This window comes from Sulfitobacter mediterraneus (assembly GCF_016801775.1).
GTDB classification, from domain to species: Bacteria; Pseudomonadota; Alphaproteobacteria; order Rhodobacterales; family Rhodobacteraceae; genus Sulfitobacter; species Sulfitobacter mediterraneus_A.
Genome location: NZ_CP069004.1, coordinates 702,271 through 721,179 on the forward strand (window position 1 = coordinate 702,271; position 18,909 = coordinate 721,179).

The following is an 18,909-nucleotide window of genomic DNA, read 5'->3' on the forward strand; positions in this document are numbered from 1 at the left end:
GACTGCCCGGACTGCCAGATGGAGAGGCGCATGGACTATACCGACAAGCTCGATGAGGCGATTGCGCGTCTGCATGAAGAGGGCCGTTACCGGACCTTTATCGATATTGAGCGGCGCAATGGCCAGTTCCCGCACGCGGTCTGGACACGTCCCGATGGCACCGAGCAGGACATCACCGTCTGGTGCGGCAATGACTATCTCGGCATGGGGCAGAACCCGGTTGTTCTGCAAGCCATGGAAGAGGCGCTGCATGCCACTGGTGCAGGCTCCGGCGGGACGCGCAACATCTCCGGCACAACGGTCTATCACAAACGGCTAGAGGCCGAACTGGCCGATCTGCATGGCAAAGAGGCGGCGCTGCTGTTCACCTCCGCCTACATTGCCAATGACGCGACACTGTCGACACTGCCAAAACTGTTTCCGGGTTTGATCATCTATTCCGATGCGCTGAACCACGCTTCGATGATCGAGGGCGTACGCCGCAATGGCGGGGCCAAGCGGATCTTCCGGCACAATGACGTCGCGCACCTGCGCGAATTGCTTGAGGCCGACGATCCTGCCGCGCCCAAGCTGATTGCCTTTGAATCGATCTATTCGATGGACGGTGATTTTGGCCCGATCGAGGCGATCTGTGATCTGGCCGATGAATTTGGCGCTTTGACCTATATCGACGAAGTGCATGCCGTGGGCCTTTATGGGCCGCGCGGGGCAGGGGTGGCGGAACGCGACCGCCTGATGCACCGTCTGGACATCATCAACGGCACCTTGGCCAAGGCCTACGGCGTGATGGGTGGCTATATCGCGGCCAGCGCCAAGATGTGTGATGCGATCCGGTCCTATGCGCCGGGGTTTATCTTTACTACCTCTTTGCCTCCCGCCATTGCGGCGGGCGCGGCGGCATCGGTGGCCTATCTCAAACGCGCACCCGAGCTGCGCGAAAGGCATCAGGCACAGGCCAAGGCACTGAAACTGCGGCTGAAGGGGCTGGGCCTGCCGATCATCGATCACGGAAGCCATATCGTGCCGGTGATGGTGGGCAACCCTGTGCACACCAAAATGCTGTCCGATATGCTGCTTGAGGATCACGGCATTTACGCCCAGCCGATCAATTTCCCGACCGTGCCACGCGGAACAGAGCGGTTGCGCTTTACCCCGTCGCCGGTACACGGACCAAGAGAAATGGACGCATTGGTACGCGCAATGGATGGTTTGTGGTCCCATTGTGCGCTGAATCGTGCCGAAGCTGCGGGTTAAACAGGGAAAATTCGTATTTCCCGTTGCCTTGTGCTATAGCTCAGTGAAGAAAAGGCCAAAGCCGAATCGTTGGGATGGATGATCAAGGCTTAAGGTTTCAGGCAGGTTAACGACGGGACGGTACTATGATCAGGCGATGGTCCTCCAAGATCGCAACGGACGAAGAGGTTGAACCTAAGGGGTTTGACGCCTTTGAACTGAGGCTTGGAGACCTTATGCGCGGTGAACGCGCCACCATGGGCAAATCGCTTTTGGATGTGCAGCGCGAACTTCGGATCAAAGCGGCCTATATCGCCGCCATCGAAAACGCCGACCCTGACGCTTTTGACACTCCCGGATTTATTGCTGGCTATGTGCGGTCCTATGCGCGCTATCTGTCGATGGACCCGGACAAGGCCTTTGCTGCCTTCTGTGCAGAATCCGGTTTCTCGGTTGCGCACGGCATGTCTGCCGATGCCTCTGTTATCAAGAAAACCAACATCGAAGACCGTCAGCCCCGCCCCACGGGCGGCGATATTTTTGCGCGCTCCAATCCCGCCATGGCACCAATGGGCGACAGCCTGCTCAGCCGTGTCGAACCGGGCGCGGTGGGCTCCATGCTGGTGCTGGTTGCGCTGATCGGTGCTATTGGATTTGGCGGCTGGACTGTTTTGAAAGAAGTGCAGCGCGTGCAGGTTGCACCTGTTGACCAGACACCGGTTGTCTTGTCCGACCTGGATCCGCTGGATGGTGCGCTGATCACTGCGCCGGACAGTGAAAACACCACGGCCGCGCCGCAGATGCCTGCACCGCGCACCGCCGCTTTGGACCGGCTTTACCGGCCTCAGGCACTGGATGTGCCGGTGCTGGTGGCACGTGATGCGCCCATTGCAACAATTGATCCTCGTTCCGTCGGCAGCTTTGCCACCGCGGCGGATCAGTTGCCACAGATCGGTGTTCAGACTGCCGGGTTTGGCGGCACACAATCGGCCACAGATCTGGCTGTTGCCGAGGCTTTGGGCACTCTGCCGAATGTGCCGGTGGTTGTTGGCGCTGCGAAAGAGGGCGTGCGCATGGTTGCCGCTTATCCCTCATGGGTGCGGGTTCGCTCCGCCGATGGCACCGTCATCTTTGAAGGGGTGATGAACAAGGGCGACACATGGGATGTGCCCATCACGGAAGAGCCACCAACCCTGCGCACCGGCGAATCCGGCGCCATCTATTTCGCGATGGCGGATGGCTGTTTTGGCCCGGCGGGTGCACGTGGTGCGATCACATCGAACCTGCCACTGCACCAACAAGCGCTGGCCGAACTTTACGCGCCGGTTGATCCAACCCAGGACACCTCGCTGTCACGGATGTTTGCCGATCTGGAAACCTCCGATATTGATCCGGCCGTTTTGGCCGCGATGCCCTGCCAAACAAACTAAGCGCCCATTGCACCAGAGGGCCGGCTTGACTAGGTACTGAGGGACAACAACGCCCCCAGACCGAGGTGATCCCATGTCGCTGAACCACATCCGCCCTTGGCGGGACATTTACCGCCGCACCTCGCGTCAGATCATGGTGGGCAATGTGCCTGTGGGCGGCGATGCCCCGATCACCGTGCAGACCATGACCAACACATTGACAACCGATGTGGCAGGCACCATCGCGCAAATCCAGGCGGCGACGGATGCAGGGGCGGATATCGTCCGGGTCTCTGTGCCGGATGAGGCCTCCTCCAAGGCGCTCAAGGAGATCGTACCGGAGGTCAGCGTGCCCATCGTCGCCGACATCCATTTCCACTACAAACGCGGGATTGAGGCCGCAGAGGCCGGGGCGGCTTGCCTGCGGATCAATCCGGGCAACATCGGTGACGAGACGCGGGTCAAAGAGGTGATCAAAGCGGCGCGGGATCACAATTGTTCGATCCGCATCGGTGTGAACGCCGGCTCGCTGGAGAAACACCTGCTGGACAAATACGGAGAGCCATGCCCCGACGCGATGGTGGAAAGTGGTCTGGACCATATCAAGATCTTGCAGGACAACGATTTTCACGAGTTCAAGATCAGCTGCAAAGCCTCTGATGTCTTCATGGCCGCTGCTGCCTATCAAAAGCTGGCCGAAGCCACGGATGCCCCCATTCACCTTGGCATCACCGAGGCAGGCGGGCTGATGTCCGGCACCATCAAATCTGCCATTGGTCTGGGCAATCTGCTTTGGATGGGTATCGGCGACACGATCCGTGTGTCGCTGTCTGCCGATCCGGTTGAAGAGGTCAAGGTCGGCTATGAGATCTTGAAATCACTGGGCCTGCGCCATCGCGGCGTGAACATCATTTCCTGCCCTTCCTGTGCACGGCAGGGGTTTGACGTGATCAAAACCGTTGAGGCGCTGGAAAAGCGGCTGGAGCACATCAAGACTCCGATGAGCCTGTCGATCATCGGCTGCGTGGTCAACGGACCGGGAGAGGCCTTGATGACCGATGTGGGGTTCACCGGTGGCGGGGCAGGGTCCGGTATGGTCTATCTGGCAGGCAAGCAAAGCCACAAACAGGACAACGCCAGCATGATCGAACACATCGTCGAACAGGTCGAAAAGAAAGCCGCCGAGATCGACGCCCAAGAGGCGCAAGCTGCGGAATAGACGGATTGCAACCTTGAAGTCGTCCGGCGATTGCCCGGCGGCGGTCCGCCCATATTCCGGCGCCGCGCGGTTTCAGCCGCGCTTTTCTTCGACCAGGGCCATCATCTGATCAAAGGGCAGATAGCCGCGCAGCAATTCGTCGTGCATCACAAATGTAGGTGTGCCCGAGATATTGAGCTGTTGTGCGAGGGCGCGGGTCTGGGCGATCTCCATGGTCACCTCGTCGCTGTCCATGCGGGTTTCAACCGCTTCCATGTCCAGACCAAAGGTGCTCCCCAATCGGCGCAGGGCCGGCAGGGTCACATCACCGTTATAGGCCATCAACGCGTCATTGACCGCCTTGTAACTGTCATCGCCAGCAATCTGCTTGGTCGCAATGGCAAAGCGTGACGCCAGCACCGATTGATCACCCAAAATTGGCAGCTCTTTCACAATCAAACGGATGTTTCCGTCTGTTTCTAAAAGCTTGGCCACCTCGCCATGTGCGCGTTTGCAATAGCCACAGCGGTAATCGAGGAACTCAACCAGTGTAATGTCGCCGTCCGGGTTGCCGCCAACCCAGGAATATCCGTCGTCAAATATCGCGTCGGCATTGTCGCTGACCAGATTGTCATCGGCGCGGGCCTGCGCCTCGGCCTCGCGGGTTTGCAGCAATGTGACCGCTTCCATGATCACTTCGGGATTGTCCAGCAAATAGGCACGCACCTCCGCGCGGAACTGGGCGCGTTCGGCGTCCGTCAGCTCTGTCAAATCCATCGCAGCGGCGGGCAAAGCCAGCGTGGCTGCAAAAATCGGCGCGATCAGGCGGTGCATCATGATTGGAAACCTTTCATTCGTCGCATGTGGGTTGACGGCATGCGCAAGACCCGGTGAAAACACATCGCAACACTAGGAGCAAGCCCATGCGCATATCAACCCGGTCCGCCGTCGATCCCTTTATTGTGATGGACGTGATGCAAGCCGCCAGCGCGGCCGAGGCCGCAGGGCGCCACATTATCCACATGGAAGTCGGCCAGCCGGGCACCGGGGCGCCCAAAGGCGCAACCGCAGCCCTTGCAAAGGCGATGGATGACGGGCCGCTGGGCTATACCGTGGCGCTTGGCCTGCCGGCTTTGCGGGCGCGGATCGCGCGGATGTATGGCGAATGGTATAACGTTGACCTTGATCCGTCGCGGGTGGTGATCACACCGGGGTCTTCGGGTGGGTTCATTCTGGCCTTTACCGCACTATTTGACACCCATGACAAGGTTGGCATCGGCGCACCGGGCTATCCAAGCTATCGCCAGATTTTGCGGGCGCTGGATCTCGATCCCGTTGATTTGCCTGCACAACTTGAAAACCGCTATCAACCGGTGCCAGCCGATTTTGCCGATATGGACCTTGCCGGTCTGCTGGTGGCATCCCCTGCCAACCCAACCGGCACCATGCTCGACAGGCCCGCGATGGGCGCCTTGATCGACGCCTGCGCCGCGCAGAACGCATCATTCATCTCGGACGAGATTTATCATGGTGTGGAATACGAGAAAAAGGCCGTCACCGCGCTGGAACTGACGGATGATTGCTACGTGATCAATTCGTTCTCCAAGTATTTCTCCATGACCGGCTGGCGCATCGGCTGGATGGTGGTGCCAGAGGATCATGTGCGGGTGGTGGAACGGATCGCCCAGAACATGTTTATTTGCGCCCCGCACGCCAGCCAGATCGCAGCACTGGCGGCGATGGATTGTGATGACGAGTTGCAGGCCAATATGGACGTCTACCGCGCCAATCGTGCCTTGATGCTGGACGGATTGAAGGACGCTGGTTTCACCAAGTTTGCCCCGCCTGATGGTGCATTCTACGTCTATGCCGATGTTTCCGACCTGACGCAGGACAGCCGCGCCTTTGCGGCGGAAATTCTGGATCAGGCGGGTGTGGCGGTGACACCGGGGCTGGATTTTGACCCACTCCGCGGTGCAACAACCCTGCGGTTTTCCTACGCCCGCAGCACCGGGGACATCCGCGAGGGTCTGGCGCGGCTCAAAGCATTTATGCAAGGGCGCACATAGCTTCGGCGACTGGCCTGTATTGGCAAAAGCTGCTAGCTTGGCCCGAACAACAAGCCGAAAACAACGGTGGAGCGGATGCAGGCGATACTCAAGCTATTGGCAGTGATCTTGGTCACAGCACAGGGGGCTTTGGCCCAAGACCTGTCTGCATTGGCACGGGTCAATCCAGAGCAAAGCAAGGTTGAAGAGGGCTGGTTTGGCAAGACCACGCTGACCCTCGGCCTCAGCCAAGGTGTGCCGTTTCGGGTGTTTCTTCTGAATGATCCGGCGCGGCTTGTTGTCGATTTTCGTGAGGTCGATTGGACCGGCCTGAACGCCGATAGTCTGCTTCCCGAACCGGGGGCAATTTCGGAGATCCGCTTTGGAACGTTTCAACCCGGCTGGTCGAGGCTTGTGGCTGATCTGGCCGAGCCGATGATCCCCGATCAGATCGGCATGCCGGTAGACGAGAACAGCGGCACCGCGCAGCTTGAAATCGTTCTGAAAGACGTAACCCCAGACGCCTTTGCCGAGGCCGCAGGGGTGCCGATTGATCCATCCTGGACGATGTCGCTGTCCCCCAAAAAGCCGATAACAAAACGCGATGATGGCCGTTTTGTTGTGGCGCTGGACCCCGGTCACGGCGGCATTGATCCGGGCGCACAAACGGACGGGGTGGACGAAAAAGACCTCATGCTGCGTTTTGCCCTGTCGCTGAGCGAAGTGTTGCAGCGCAGCGGAGTGGACGTGGTGTTGACCCGGTCCGAAGATGTATTCGTGGCGCTGGAAACCCGCGTGGCGATTGCCCATCAGGCACAGGCTGACTTGTTTATTTCGCTGCACGCGGACAGCCTGACCCAGGGCGGGGCCAAGGGCGCGACGATCTATACCCTGTCGGAAGAGGCCAGCGATGCGGCGACCGCCCATCTTGCCGCACGGCACAACCGGTCTGATATCATTGCAGGCGTTGATCTGACCGGATCAGACGATCAGGTGGCGGGTATTCTGCTGGATCTGGCGCGGCAGGAGACAGAGCCGCGCTCTGCCGCATTGGCAAGAATCCTGGCTGAAGGCATGGCGCAGGCCGGCGGCCCGATGAACCGCCGCCCGCTGCGCAACGCCGGTTTTTCAGTGCTCAAATCCGCAGATATTCCGTCGGTTCTGGTCGAGATCGGCTTTCTCAGTTCCAAGCGGGATCTCAACAATCTGCGTGATCCGATCTGGCGTGCGGTCATGGTCAATGCGATGGCAGATGCGATATTGGCGTGGCGCGATCAGGACGAAGCCCGCAAGCCTCTGATACGGCAATAAGAAATATCCCGCAGGCGGCAGTTCTGCCCGGCGCAAGATGGGCAAAGATTGGCCGAACCAGATGCGTTTCGTGTTTTGACCATTGCCGCCTGTCCGCGTATACCGGACCCTACCTCGTTGCCCTGAAAAGGTTGTTCATTCGTGTTCCGTTTCATCCTGTCTTTCTTTGGCGGTATTTTTACCGCGATCACCATGAGCCTTGCTATGGTTGCGCTGTCCATCGGGGCGGTGTTCTGGATGTACGGGCGTGATCTGCCCAGCCACGAAAGCCTTGCACAATATACCCCGCCAACGATCAGCCGGATCTATTCGGGGCAGGGGCGTTTGATTGACGAATTTGCCAAGGAACGGCGGCTGTTTGCCCCGGCCGACACCATCCCGGACCTGATCAAACAGGCGTTTATCTCGGCCGAGGACAAGAATTTTTACCAGCACGAAGGCTACGATCTGCGCGGTATTGCGGCGGCGGCGATTGATGCGGTGCGCTCGCGCGGGCGCGATGTGCGCGGGGCCTCGACTATCACCCAACAGGTGATGAAAAACTTCCTGTTGTCCGGCGATCGCCGAGCGGAGCGCAAGATCAAGGAAATCATCCTTGCCGCCCGTCTGGAAGAAACCCTGCCCAAGGAAAAGATCCTTGAGCTTTACCTGAACGAGATTTTTCTGGGGCAGAACTCCTATGGTGTGGCCGCGGCCAGCCAGACCTATTTCAACAAGACATTGGGCGAACTGGCCCCCCATGAGGCGGCGTTTCTCGCCTCCTTGCCCAAGGCACCGTCGGATTTTCACCCCGTCCGTCGTAAAGAGCGCCTGCTGTCGCGCCGTAACTTTGTGCTGCGGGAGATGTTCGAGAACGGATATATTTCTAAGGCCGAATATGAAGCCGAAAAAGCCTTGCCGCTGCGGTCCGTCCAAAATGGTGACTTCGAAAGCTTCAAGGCTGAACTGCCGCCCCGCGACTATTTCACCGATGAAATTCGCCGCCAGCTGTCTGAGAACTTTGGCGAAGGTGAATTTTTCACCGGTGGTCTGACCGTGCGTGCGACCATCGACAACGAGATGCAGCCGATCGCGGCCAACGCCTTGCGCCTGCAGTTGGAACAATACGACCGTGGCCGCGGCATCTGGCGCGGGACGGGCGAAACCCTTCCGGCCGAGGCACTTGAAACCGAAGAAAAGTGGCGTGCCGCATTGGCCGAGCTGCGCGTGCCCCGCGATATCGATCTGGAAGATCAATGGTATCCTGCCGTTGTCCTTGAGATTGGCGAAAATGACGCCCGCATTGGCATCGAAGGCGTTGAAGATGACACAGATGGCCATTGGATTCCCGCCAAGGATGTCCAATGGGCCCGCAAACGGCTCGATGATGGCACATTGGCGAAAAAGGCCCGTGTTGCCGGTGATTTGCTGAGCGTTGGAGACGTGGTTCTGGTGCGCCGGATGACCGCGGATGACGATGGCAGCTTTATCCGCTGGACGCTGCGTCAGGTGCCACAGGTGCAGGGCGGTTTTGTCGCCATGGACGCGGACACCGGGCGCGTGATCGCAATGCAGGGCGGCTTTTCCTATCAGTCTTCGGTGTTCAACCGGGCCACGCAAGCCCGCCGCCAGCCCGGCTCAAGCTTCAAACCCTTTGTCTATGCCTCCGCGCTCGACAGTGGCTATAGCCCGGCCACCATCGTTGTGGATGCGCCGATTGAGATTGACACCCCACAGGGGGTTTGGCGGCCCAAGAACGCCTCGCATAAATTTTACGGACCAACGCCCCTGCGCACCGGCATCGAACAATCGCGGAACCTGATGACCATCCGACTGGCCCAGGAGGTCGGCATGGATGTGGTGGGCAGCTATGCCGAACGATTTGGCGTCTATGATGACCTCTCGCCGGTGCTGGCCAATGCGCTGGGATCGCAGGAAACCACGCTATTCCAGATGGTCTCGGCCTATGCGATGTTTGCCAATGGCGGCGAACGGGTGCAGCCCACGCTGGTGGACCGGGTTCAGGACCGCTACGGGCGCACTGTCTACCAGCATGACCAACGCCTGTGTAACGATTGCAAACAGGTCAGTCTGGCACCGGGGCAGGCACCGAGGGTGATCTCAAACCGCGAACGGGTGATGGACCCGGTGACAGCCTATCAGCTGACCTCGATGATGCGCGGCGTTGTCGAACGGGGCACCGCACGCAAGGCGATCAACCTGCCAGTGCCCATCGCAGGCAAGACCGGCACAACCAATGATGAAAAGGACGCCTGGTTTGTCGGCTTTTCCTCCAACATCGTGGCGGGATGTTACATCGGCTTTGACACGCCGCGTGCCATGGGCCGCGGGTCCGGGGGCGGGGCGCTTTGCGCGCCGGTGTTCCAACGCTTTATGTCTCAGGCCATCAAGAAATACGGCGGCGGCGATTTCAAAGTCCCCGAAAACTGTGTGTTCATCAACATCGACCGCTTTACCGGTGCACGGCTCAGCGATGGGGCATCGGGGAACAATGTTGTCTCTGAATGTTTCCGCGATGGCGAAGAGCCGATCTTTGGCATCACCTTCGATGGTGGCTTTGCCATGGGCGGTGATTTGCCATTGGTCGAGGAACTGGGCGGCGGCGGGCGTCAGGTGACCACCTCAACCGGCAAGAAGGCCGTGGTCGGCCCCAAGGCCACCTTTGGGACATTGTCCTCGGGCGGTCTTTATTAACCAAACAGGTCAGGGAAAACCGCCCTGCGGCTTGCTGCGCCGCGCGGGCTGGTTTATCTCGTCTTGAACCCAGATGAAGGCAGGCACCCATGCGCGCAGAAGCACAGAATACGGCAGATCAGATCGGGAAATCCCTGGAACTGCTGGCGCAGCGTTTGAACGTTGAAACCGCCCAGCACCGGCTGGAGGAATTTAACGCACGCGTCGAGGATCCGAACCTGTGGGACGATCCGGATGCGGCGCAAAAACTGATGCGTGACAGGCAGATGCTGGTGGATGCCATCGACACCTATGAGGGCATCAAGCAAGAGCTGGCCGATAACATCGAGCTGATCGAACTGGGCGAGATGGAAGAGGATGACGAGGTTGTCGCCGATGCCGAAGCGGCACTGAAGGCGCTGGCCGAAAAGGCCGCCCAGAAAGAGCTTGAAGCCTTGCTGGACGGCGAGGCCGACGGCAATGATACTTTCCTTGAAATCAACTCCGGCGCGGGCGGCACCGAAAGCTGTGACTGGGCCAGCATGCTGGCGCGGATGTATGTCCGCTGGGCCGAGAAAAAGGGTTATAAGGTTGAGCTGCAGTCCGAAAGCGCGGGCGAAGAGGCGGGGATCAAATCCGCGACCTACAAGATCAGCGGACCGAACGCCTATGGCTGGCTGAAGTCCGAAAGCGGGGTACACCGGTTGGTACGGATCAGCCCGTTTGACTCCGCTGCCAAACGTCACACCTCCTTTACCTCTGTCGGGGTTTATCCGGTGGTCGATGACAACATCGAGATCGAAGTAAACCCCGCAGACATCCGCATTGATACCTACCGGTCGTCGGGTGCGGGCGGCCAGCACGTGAACACCACTGATTCCGCCGTGCGGATCACCCACGCGCCCACCGGTATCGTGGTAACTTCCTCGGAAAAGTCCCAGCACCAGAACCGCGATATCGCGATGAAAGCACTGAAAAGCCGCCTCTATCAGATGGAGCTGGACCGCCGGAATGCCGCGGTGAACGAGATGCATGAAAACAAGGGCGATGCGGGCTGGGGCAATCAGATCCGGTCTTACGTGTTGCAGCCCTATCAAATGGTCAAAGACCTGCGCACCAACTACGAGACCTCCGACACAAAGGGGGTGTTGGACGGTGATCTGGACGGGCTGATGGGGGCGACACTGGCACTGGCCGTAAGCGGCAAAAGCCGGGCCGAAGCGCAGGGCGACTGAGCGGTTTCGGGGGCTTTGCCCCCATCGCGGCAGGCCGCGATTCCCCCAGAATATTTTGAGCCAGAAAGAAATGGGATTGCGCAGCGGCCGCAGTCTTGGTCTCATCACTCCATGGATATTTTGGAACTGGGTGCGCTGGAGCTGTCTTCTGCGCTTGAGCGGCGTGATGTATCGGCGCGTGAGGTGATGCAGGCCACGCTTGATCGTATTGCGGCTGTGAACGGGACGGTGAATGCCATCGTATCGCTGCGCGATTCTGATCAGCTGCTGGCGGAGGCAGAAGCGGCGGATGCTGCGCCGCGGGGCGGCTGGATGCATGGTATGCCGATTGCAATCAAGGATCTGGCCAATGCGGCGGGATTTCCGACCTCGCAGGGTTCGCCCATTTTTGCCGGGCAGATGGCCGTGCAGGATGATCTTCCGGTGGCGCGGATCAGGGCGGCAGGTGCGATTGTGATTGGTAAAACCAACACGCCCGAGTTCGGTCTTGGCTCGCACACCTACAATCCGGTGCATGGCGCCACCACCAACCCTTATGATCCGGCGCGGTCCTCTGGCGGATCGTCGGGCGGTGCGGCGGCGGCACTGGCCACCCGCACGTTGGCCGTTGCGGATGGGTCAGACATGATGGGATCGCTGCGCAATCCGGCGGGGTGGAACAACGTATATGGCATGCGCCCCGGTTGGGGCAGTGTGCCGGGGGAGCCGGCGGGCGATGTTTTCCTGCACCAGTTGGCGACCGCAGGACCAATGGCGCGCAGCCCTGCGGATCTCGCGGCCTTGCTGGACACGATGGCGGGGGCTGATCCCCGCCTGCCGCTGAGCCAGGATCAGGCCGCGACCCTGCCACAGATGGCCGAAGCCCTGCCGCCGCAGCGGATTGCATGGCTTGGCGATTGGGACGGGGCGCTGCCCTTCGAGGACGGACTCCTGGACCTCAGTGCAGAAGCAGTGGCACAGCTGGGCAATCTGGGCCACGAGATCACGCCACTGGCCGCGCCGTTCAACGCCAATGCGATCTGGGACAGCTGGATCACCCTGCGGTCCTTTGCGGTGGCAGGCGGGGCGCGGGCGCTTCATGAAAACCCCGACACCCGCGCCATGCTCAAACCCGCCGCAATCTGGGAGATCGAGCGCGGAATGGGCCTGAGCGCGATGCAGGTGCAACAGGCCAGTGAGCTGCGATCTGACTGGTTCCGCGCAGCAGTCGCGCTTTTTGACAGTTTCGATGTGCTGGTCCTGCCCTCGGCGCAAATCTGGCCGTTTGACGTGACGCTGGACTACCCCAGAGAGATCGCAGGCATCACGATGGACACTTACCACCGCTGGATGCAGGTGGTGATCCCGGCCAGCTTGCTGGGCCTGCCTGTGGTCAATATTCCTGCCGGATTTGGACAGAATGGCTTGCCAGCCGGGCTGCAACTGATCGGGCCAAGGGGGAGCGACGCAAGGCTTTTGCAGCTGGCGCAGCAGTGGCATGAGGCAACCCGTTGGCCACAGCAACGCCCGCCCGCTATCTAAGCGGCGGATTGGGCGCGGGCAGGGGGCTTTCGCGGCCCATATCGATCAGGCGCTGGCGCAATGCGTCCGTGTCAGGATGCCCGATTTCCATCGCAAAAACATGCGCATGGGTCAGGTAAAAAGCGGCCTGCTCTGTGTTGTTCGCCACTTCGGCAGCCTGCGCATACAACGCAACCAAAGCCGAATTATCGCCAGCGGCATGCGCCGCCAGCAGATCACGATCCAGATCCGTCATTCCGCCGCTTGCGGCGCGGCGCGGTGCCGCTCAAGCTGGCTGGCGACCCAATCGTGGAACATATGGGTCGGGCCGTCCATTGCCGGAGAGAACCGCCCACCATCAAAGCCGGGCCCGTGCCGCCCGCGTTGCATGCCTTCAACGACAAAGACATCCTCGGCAAAGACCTGTTTCCATTGCTCGGTGTTGCGGGCCCGCAAATCGGGGTCGGTCTGGGCGGCAGAGTAGTAAAGATGAATGTTCTCGACCGTTTTTTCAGGCCCCTCGGGCACCAGCACGATAGCAAAGGTATGGTCTCGGTGGACGCCCAGCAGCACGTTTGGGTAGACGGTGATGTATTCTGCGGCCGTGTCCCATTTATCTGACAGATTTTCAAAGTCGGGGAAGGTTTTTCCGTCCTCGCCCGTCAACTGGCGATAGACCAGGGTGCCCTGACCAGAAAACCGCCCCTGCGCCTCGATGTGGTAATGATCTTCAAGCCGGGAATAGCTGTTGAGCCCCGGATGCACCCAAGGCAGGTGATAGCTTTCACAGTAGTTTTCGACGGCCAGTTTCCAGTTGCAGTTGACCTCAAGTTGAAACGCGCTGTCTGCGCCGCCATGAAAGAGCGGCTTGTCAAATTCCGACCACCGCGCCAGCAGATCGCTGTGGGCATTCTCAAACGCCGGGGCGGTGCCGGAGACATTGATGAAAATGACATCCATCCAGATGTGACTGCGGATCTCGATCAGGCCCAGCAGGGCGCGATCAATACCGTCGTGGGTATTTTGCCCCGGTCCACCCACATGCGGGGTGCTGACCAGACGGCCATCGGTGGAATAGCACCAACTGTGATAGGGGCAGCGGATGGCCCCTTCGATCTTGCGCGGCTCTTCCACAAGGATCATGCCCCGATGGCGACAGGTGTTCTGGAACACGCGCACATGGCCCTGTTTGTCGCGTACAACCAGCAAAGGCATGTTCAGGAAGGTGACGGGCAGGGCATCGCCGACCTCGGGCACATCGGCGGCGACCGCAAGACCTGCCCAATTGTCGAAGAGCACAGCCTGCTTTTCTTCTGCAAAGATACCGGCATCGATATAGTGGCCATTGGGCAGGCCATTGGCCGTTTCAATGGGACGGCGCACATTACTCAGATCGGTGGTCGGATGGTCCATGATGCTTCCTCCTGTTGGACACAAGAGTACCACGGCGCCAATCGCCGCTAAAATTCACAAACGACCCGAGTTGTTCTCTGGCGACATATGTCGGTTTAGGAAAAGGGTTCGTCGGGGCGGAGCAGACGGCGTTGGAACGGGCTCAGATCTTCGACCTTGCAAAAGCCTGCCTCACGGCGGGCTTTGAGGCCGTTTCGGAACTCGGTCCCGAGGTAGTCATAGACCAGCCGCGTCGCGCGCGTGCCGATAGCGTCCTCGCCCACCGTGCGGGTGACATAGCCGACCCAAAAGTTGTTCTCGAATGACGCGACCCGCGTGAGATAGTTGAAAGAGGATGTCATGGCATTGCGCCGCGCGGCAAAGATCGCGATGCCGTTTTCCTGACGGAATACCAACCCGCCAAAGACCCGCGTTCGCGGATGGGTTGGCAAATCCTGCGTTCGCATCGCCGCTGTTGTCTCATAGCCCCTCAGGCTGGTCTGGGAGCCCTGACGGGAGATGTGCAGCAGGCCGGTTACAAAGTCATCCGGGTTGATGAAGCTGCGCCGGGCAAAGCGGTAGAAACCCGATGGAAACAGGTCTTCCGATACAGTTGAGGATTGCAGCCCCAGAAAATCGGTCAAAACGCCATTGGCGCTGCGCTCTTGTGACAGGCGGATCTCTTCAACAGGTTCCAGCAGGATGCGTGCGTCGATCTCGAAAAACCGGCAGATTCGGTCCAGAACGTCAGGGCGTGGAAAACTTTCGCCCGCCAGATAGCGGTTGAACTGGGTGCGGTTGATGCCAAGCTGCCGGGTCAGATCGGCGATTGACGGAAAGTTTTCTGCCAGATGGCGCAGGTTCCGCCCAAAAATGGTGCGCACTTCTGCTGGGGATCGCTTTTCACCTTGACGTGGGGATGCATCTTCTGATTGTTTTTGCAAAACACGACTCCCCTGGCTAATCGAAGATCCCACTGCGGATCTGATGCTACTTGGCGTCACTGGTGACGCTATACCGTACCACCTTATGGGGTAATCAGACACAAAATGCCAGTATACGTTTCAACTTAGACGCTACAAAAAGCCCCTAGCTTGTTGCTAACTGAATGTTAGTCATAATTTTCGGGGGCTTATTTATGATAGGAATTGTCTTGTGGAGTGATCCTACGGTCGCCAAAGCTGTGTTCTGGTGCGAGGATCAGGGGGATTTGGCCTATTTTCGCTCAAGCGATCCGACAAACGACGCCGCCTCGGCCCTTACCGCCGGCGACATGGTCTGTTTTGACGTTTGGACAGATGAAAACATGCGCCGGGCCTCCAACCCGAAACTGATTTCGGGCTATGGAAGCTCAGATTTGCCCAACCAGCTCAGGGCGACTGCGGGGCAAATGAAAACCGGCAGGACACGCGCAGGCAGCGCAAAAATCCTGCCATTTGAAGCAGAACGCACGGCGAAACTCAAAGAGCCCGCCGCGATGGAGGCCTAGAACAGGCCTGTCATTCAATCGCCGCGCGACAGGGCGGCCACGCCGGTACGGGCCACTTCGACAAGGCCCAGCGGGCGCATCAGATCGGCAAATGCGTCAATTTTTTCAGGCGCGCCGGTGATCTCGAACACAAAACTCTCCAGCGTGCTGTCCACCACATTGGCGCGGAAAATATCTGCAAGGCGCAGCGCTTCGACACGGTGATCGCCTTTGCCGGACACTTTGAACATCGCCAATTCGCGCTCAACACTGGCGCCTTCGACCGTCAAATCATGCACGTCATGCACCGAAACGATCCGGCCCAACTGTGCCTTGATCTGTTCGATGACCTGCGGCGTACCTGACGTTACGATGGTGATGCGCGACAGATGGCCGGTGTGATCCACCTCGGCCACGGTCAGGCTGTCGATGTTGTAACCGCGCCCCGAAAACAGGCCGATCACACGGGCCAGAACCCCCGGTTCGTTTTCGACCAGCACCGCCAGCGTGTGGCGTTCGATGACGTCCGAAAAGTTGGGACGCAGGTTATAGGCGGAGTGCGAGGTGGCGCCTTTTTTGATCTTTAGGGCTGACATTTTCGTTTCCTTCGTTCTTTTGCATCGGAAACTTTTAAAGTTTCCGTCCGTTTTCTTTCAAAGAAAACGATCTAGACCAGCACGGATCCCTTTGCGTCAATCACGCCTTGGGTCTGCGCATCGCCCAACAGCATCTCGTTGTGTGCCTTGCCGGACGGGATCATCGGGAAGCAATTTTCGTGCTTTTCCACCAGACAATCAAAGATCACCGGACCATCATAGTTCAGCATCTCCATGATCGCATCGTCCAGATCCGCAGGATCTGAACAGATAATTCCTTTGGCACCAAAGGCTTCGGCCAGTTTCACAAAGTCGGGCAGGGCCTCTGACCAGCTTTGGGAATAGCGTTCTCCATGCAGCAATTCTTGCCACTGGCGCACCATGCCAAGGCGTTCGTTGTTCAGGATGAACTGTTTCACAGGCAGGTTGTATTGGATCGCAGTGCCCATTTCCTGCATGTTCATCAGCCAGGACGCTTCACCCGCCACGTTGATCACAAGGCTTTCGGGATGGGCCATTTGCACGCCGATCGACGCCGGAAAGCCATAACCCATCGTGCCCAGGCCGCCCGATGTCATCCAGCGGTTTGGATCTTCAAAGCCAAGATATTGCGCGGCCCACATTTGGTGCTGGCCCACTTCGGTACAGATGTAGCGGTCATGTTTCTTGGTCAGCTCTTCAAGACGGGCAAGGGCATATTGCGGTTTGATGGTCTTGCCTTCCTGACGGAACTTCAGGCAATCAACGCTGCGCCATTCCTCGATCTGCTGCCACCATTTGGCAACCGCTTCGGAGTTGGTCTTGCGGCCGCGTGATTTCCAGACCTTGAGCAGATCCTCAAGCACATGGCCCACATCGCCGACAATCGGAATGTCGATGCGGATCACCTTGTTGATCGAGGAGGGATCAATGTCGATATGTGCCTTCTTCGACTTGGGGCTAAAGCTGTCGACAACACCGGTGATCCGGTCGTCAAACCGGGCACCGATGTTGATCATCAGATCGCAGCCGTGCATCGCCATGTTGGCCTCATAAAGGCCGTGCATGCCCAGCATACCAAGCCACTTTTTACCCGAGGCCGGATAGGCACCCAACCCCATCAGCGTAGAGGTGATCGGAAAGCCGGTGGCCTCAACCAATTCACGCAAAAGCTGGCTTGCGCCGGGGCCGGAGTTGATCACCCCGCCGCCGGTATAAAAGATCGGACGCTTGGCCTTTTCCATCGCTGCCACCAGTTCGGTGATCTCCTCAAGGTCGCCTTTGACCTTGGGCTGGTAATGCGAGGTTGAGGGCGCCTTGGGGGTGTAGGTGCCGGTGGCAAACTGCACGTCCTTGGGAATGTCCACCAAAACCGGGCCCGGACGGCCTGACGTGGCAACATGAAACGCCTCGTGCAAAACACCAGACAATTGGTCGGTCTCTTTCACCAGCCAGTTGTGCTTGGTGCAGGGGCGGGTGATGCCGACGGTATCGGCCTCCTGAAAGGCGTCAGAGCCGATCATGAAGGTGGGCACCTGTCCGGTCAAAACCACAATCGGAATGGAATCGAGCAACGCATCGGTGAGGCCGGTCACGGCATTGGTGGCACCGGGGCCGGAGGTCACAAGAACAACACCGGGTTTCCCGGTTGAGCGTGCATAGCCTTCGGCGGCATGGACCGCACCCTGTTCGTGGCGCACCAGAATATGCTTGATGCTGTTTTGCTGGAACACCTCGTCATAAATCGGTAGCACCGCCCCCCCTGGATATCCAAAGACGGTATCGACACCCTGATCAATCAGGGTTTGTACGATCATTTTGGCTCCGGTCATCTGGCGTGTCATGGTCTTGCTCCGTAAGGCAATATTTGTGTTGCGCATAAAAAAGCCCCCGATTTTCGGGGGCGCATGGGAAGGATTATGGTTTACCGTTACCGGCCCATGCGCGTGTGTCCTACAATGACGACTAGGGTAGTCATAATTTCAAAGGCTCCTTAAACGTGGCGCGACATTAGAATCGCGGGCAGGGGGCGTCAACACTCAATCCGGCAGAATTTATGTCTCTGGGGGTGAAAAATGCGACATTTTGTTTCACCCGATGGCCTGCGGGGGTAATTTTCCAAAATTTTGGACAGGTTATCTGACGTTTAAGCCGCAGAATCCGTCGTTTCGGCCGGTGAAAAAAACGGTTGAGTTCTGGCACATCCTGCGGCGCGGCGAACGTCTGGAAGGAGCCCTTAGTTCCCTGACCAAACAACTCCATTTTCACCAAATAGGAATTTGGAAAGCTGTCCTTGTGAACCTCTGACGCGGAACCCTCCGCTTCCCAACCGTTTGTAGAATTCAAGTCGATCCTCAAAGACGGGTGTCATCGCTTCGATCACGTCAGTCGCAATAGACTGTGCCTGAACTTCTACTTCAATGCTTTCACCATAATAGCCAAAGTGCTTATGGGTAAAATCACCATAGAAAACAGTCACCTCATCTTCATCGTAGCAGATAACAATCGGTTTCCACGAGTGATGGATTGGCGGAATGGTTGCGATGACATCATCCCCCCCGCCAAACTGAATATTTTTGTTTGGGAAGTGTTTCTTAAGTTCCGAGGTCAAGACAGTTTTGAGCATGATTTTGTTGACCTACAGGATCGTGGTTTTGCCAATTTAGCTGTTGGTCAGTCCAATGTCACCAGCTCGCAAAAGATGTCGCTTTGTCCCGCACAGCCGCCATTCGGCCTTCTTTGTGTCTTGCACCACCCTACAAGTTGGCAATGCCGATCGAAACTGTCAGATGTCGGGTATGAGCCCATTGATACCTCAGGAGATGAAGCCGAATTGCCAAATCTCGGATTTGGCAACGCCCGAACCG

The 18,909-nt window shown here is 58.5% G+C and carries 16 protein-coding genes; 9 read left to right on the forward strand and 7 right to left on the reverse strand.

Annotated elements, in window-relative coordinates; translation table 11 throughout:
• Positions 1-30 precede the first annotated feature (30 nt).
• The 3 genes from hemA (at position 31) to ispG (ending at position 3,861) form a co-directional block, all read left to right on the forward strand.
• Positions 31-1,254, forward strand: a complete 1,224-nt coding sequence (gene hemA, locus JNX03_RS03410) for a 5-aminolevulinate synthase (protein WP_203211046.1) — start codon at positions 31-33, stop codon at positions 1,252-1,254.
• A gap of 125 nt (positions 1,255-1,379) precedes the next feature.
• On the forward strand, positions 1,380-2,663 hold the full coding sequence (locus JNX03_RS03415; RefSeq protein WP_203211047.1) for a helix-turn-helix domain-containing protein: 1,284 nt from the start codon (positions 1,380-1,382) through the stop codon (positions 2,661-2,663).
• Between the two features lie 73 nt (positions 2,664-2,736).
• Positions 2,737-3,861, forward strand: coding sequence for a flavodoxin-dependent (E)-4-hydroxy-3-methylbut-2-enyl-diphosphate synthase (gene ispG, locus JNX03_RS03420; protein WP_203211048.1), 1,125 nt, complete (start codon positions 2,737-2,739; stop codon positions 3,859-3,861).
• A gap of 72 nt (positions 3,862-3,933) precedes the next feature.
• On the opposite strand, the gene JNX03_RS03425 is transcribed toward ispG, so the two are convergent.
• Positions 3,934-4,677: a DsbA family protein gene (locus tag JNX03_RS03425; RefSeq protein ID WP_203211049.1), complete on the reverse strand. Its 744-nt coding sequence runs from the start codon at positions 4,675-4,677 to the stop codon at positions 3,934-3,936.
• Positions 4,678-4,763: 86 nt separating this feature from the next.
• Here JNX03_RS03425 and JNX03_RS03430 point away from each other — a divergent pair, with 86 nt between their 5' ends.
• From JNX03_RS03430 to JNX03_RS03450, 5 genes are all read left to right on the forward strand, one after another.
• Positions 4,764-5,909: a pyridoxal phosphate-dependent aminotransferase gene (locus tag JNX03_RS03430; protein WP_203211050.1), complete on the forward strand. Its 1,146-nt coding sequence runs from the start codon at positions 4,764-4,766 to the stop codon at positions 5,907-5,909.
• A gap of 75 nt (positions 5,910-5,984) precedes the next feature.
• Positions 5,985-7,199: an N-acetylmuramoyl-L-alanine amidase gene (locus JNX03_RS03435; protein ID WP_203211051.1), complete on the forward strand. Its 1,215-nt coding sequence runs from the start codon at positions 5,985-5,987 to the stop codon at positions 7,197-7,199.
• Between the two features lie 141 nt (positions 7,200-7,340).
• The gene (locus JNX03_RS03440) at positions 7,341-9,893 is read left to right on the forward strand and encodes a penicillin-binding protein 1A (RefSeq protein ID WP_203211052.1); all 2,553 of its coding nucleotides are present in this window, start codon (positions 7,341-7,343) and stop codon (positions 9,891-9,893) included.
• Between the two features lie 89 nt (positions 9,894-9,982).
• A complete protein-coding gene (gene prfB / locus JNX03_RS03445) occupies positions 9,983-11,107 on the forward strand; it encodes a peptide chain release factor 2 (protein ID WP_203211053.1) in 1,125 nt (374 codons plus the stop codon).
• A gap of 111 nt (positions 11,108-11,218) precedes the next feature.
• Entirely contained in the window at positions 11,219-12,628 is a 1,410-nt protein-coding gene (locus tag JNX03_RS03450) for an amidase (RefSeq protein WP_203211054.1), read from the forward strand.
• On the opposite strand, the gene JNX03_RS03455 is transcribed toward JNX03_RS03450, so the two are convergent.
• The 3 genes from JNX03_RS03455 to JNX03_RS03465 all read right to left on the reverse strand — a co-directional run bounded on the left by JNX03_RS03455 (position 12,621) and on the right by JNX03_RS03465 (position 14,883).
• Positions 12,621-12,863 (reverse strand): hypothetical protein, encoded by a 243-nt coding sequence (locus tag JNX03_RS03455; protein ID WP_203211055.1) that lies wholly within the window; start codon positions 12,861-12,863, stop codon positions 12,621-12,623. The genes JNX03_RS03450 and JNX03_RS03455 overlap by 8 nt on opposite strands.
• Complete coding sequence (locus tag JNX03_RS03460; protein ID WP_203211056.1) at positions 12,860-14,020, reverse strand: aromatic ring-hydroxylating oxygenase subunit alpha; 1,161 nt, start codon at positions 14,018-14,020, stop codon at positions 12,860-12,862. Before JNX03_RS03460 ends, JNX03_RS03455 begins: the two co-directional genes overlap by 4 nt.
• 95 nt (positions 14,021-14,115) lie before the next feature.
• Positions 14,116-14,883: a helix-turn-helix domain-containing protein gene (locus JNX03_RS03465; RefSeq protein WP_331000457.1), complete on the reverse strand. Its 768-nt coding sequence runs from the start codon at positions 14,881-14,883 to the stop codon at positions 14,116-14,118.
• Between the two features lie 254 nt (positions 14,884-15,137).
• Here JNX03_RS03465 and JNX03_RS03470 point away from each other — a divergent pair, with 254 nt between their 5' ends.
• Positions 15,138-15,488 carry a hypothetical protein gene (locus tag JNX03_RS03470; protein ID WP_203211057.1) on the forward strand — a complete coding sequence of 117 codons (351 nt, stop codon included), beginning with the start codon at positions 15,138-15,140 and terminating at the stop codon, positions 15,486-15,488.
• A gap of 14 nt (positions 15,489-15,502) precedes the next feature.
• Here JNX03_RS03470 and ilvN read toward each other — a convergent pair whose 3' ends face one another.
• The 3 genes from ilvN to JNX03_RS03485 all read right to left on the reverse strand — a co-directional run bounded on the left by ilvN (position 15,503) and on the right by JNX03_RS03485 (position 18,668).
• Positions 15,503-16,063 carry an acetolactate synthase small subunit gene (ilvN, locus tag JNX03_RS03475; RefSeq protein WP_025048223.1) on the reverse strand — a complete coding sequence of 187 codons (561 nt, stop codon included), beginning with the start codon at positions 16,061-16,063 and terminating at the stop codon, positions 15,503-15,505.
• A gap of 71 nt (positions 16,064-16,134) precedes the next feature.
• Positions 16,135-17,886 (reverse strand): acetolactate synthase 3 large subunit, encoded by a 1,752-nt coding sequence (locus JNX03_RS03480; RefSeq protein ID WP_203211058.1) that lies wholly within the window; start codon positions 17,884-17,886, stop codon positions 16,135-16,137.
• Between the two features lie 392 nt (positions 17,887-18,278).
• Positions 18,279-18,668 carry a hypothetical protein gene (locus tag JNX03_RS03485; RefSeq protein ID WP_120503583.1) on the reverse strand — a complete coding sequence of 130 codons (390 nt, stop codon included), beginning with the start codon at positions 18,666-18,668 and terminating at the stop codon, positions 18,279-18,281.
• Positions 18,669-18,909 lie beyond the last annotated feature (241 nt).

Coding starts and splice junctions, on each gene's coding strand:
- hemA (WP_203211046.1), top strand. CDS start 31: ATGGACTATACCGACAAGCTCGATGAGGCGATTGCGCGTCTGCATGAA.
- JNX03_RS03415 (WP_203211047.1), top strand. CDS start 1,380: ATGATCAGGCGATGGTCCTCCAAGATCGCAACGGACGAAGAGGTTGAA.
- ispG (WP_203211048.1), top strand. CDS start 2,737: ATGTCGCTGAACCACATCCGCCCTTGGCGGGACATTTACCGCCGCACC.
- JNX03_RS03425 (WP_203211049.1), bottom strand. CDS start 4,677: ATGATGCACCGCCTGATCGCGCCGATTTTTGCAGCCACGCTGGCTTTG.
- JNX03_RS03430 (WP_203211050.1), top strand. CDS start 4,764: ATGCGCATATCAACCCGGTCCGCCGTCGATCCCTTTATTGTGATGGAC.
- JNX03_RS03435 (WP_203211051.1), top strand. CDS start 5,985: ATGCAGGCGATACTCAAGCTATTGGCAGTGATCTTGGTCACAGCACAG.
- prfB (WP_203211053.1), top strand. CDS start 9,983: ATGCGCGCAGAAGCACAGAATACGGCAGATCAGATCGGGAAATCCCTG.
- JNX03_RS03450 (WP_203211054.1), top strand. CDS start 11,219: ATGGATATTTTGGAACTGGGTGCGCTGGAGCTGTCTTCTGCGCTTGAG.
- JNX03_RS03455 (WP_203211055.1), bottom strand. CDS start 12,863: ATGACGGATCTGGATCGTGATCTGCTGGCGGCGCATGCCGCTGGCGAT.
- JNX03_RS03460 (WP_203211056.1), bottom strand. CDS start 14,020: ATGGACCATCCGACCACCGATCTGAGTAATGTGCGCCGTCCCATTGAA.
- JNX03_RS03470 (WP_203211057.1), top strand. CDS start 15,138: ATGATAGGAATTGTCTTGTGGAGTGATCCTACGGTCGCCAAAGCTGTG.
- ilvN (WP_025048223.1), bottom strand. CDS start 16,063: ATGTCAGCCCTAAAGATCAAAAAAGGCGCCACCTCGCACTCCGCCTAT.
- JNX03_RS03480 (WP_203211058.1), bottom strand. CDS start 17,886: ATGACACGCCAGATGACCGGAGCCAAAATGATCGTACAAACCCTGATT.
- JNX03_RS03485 (WP_120503583.1), bottom strand. CDS start 18,668: ATGCTCAAAACTGTCTTGACCTCGGAACTTAAGAAACACTTCCCAAAC.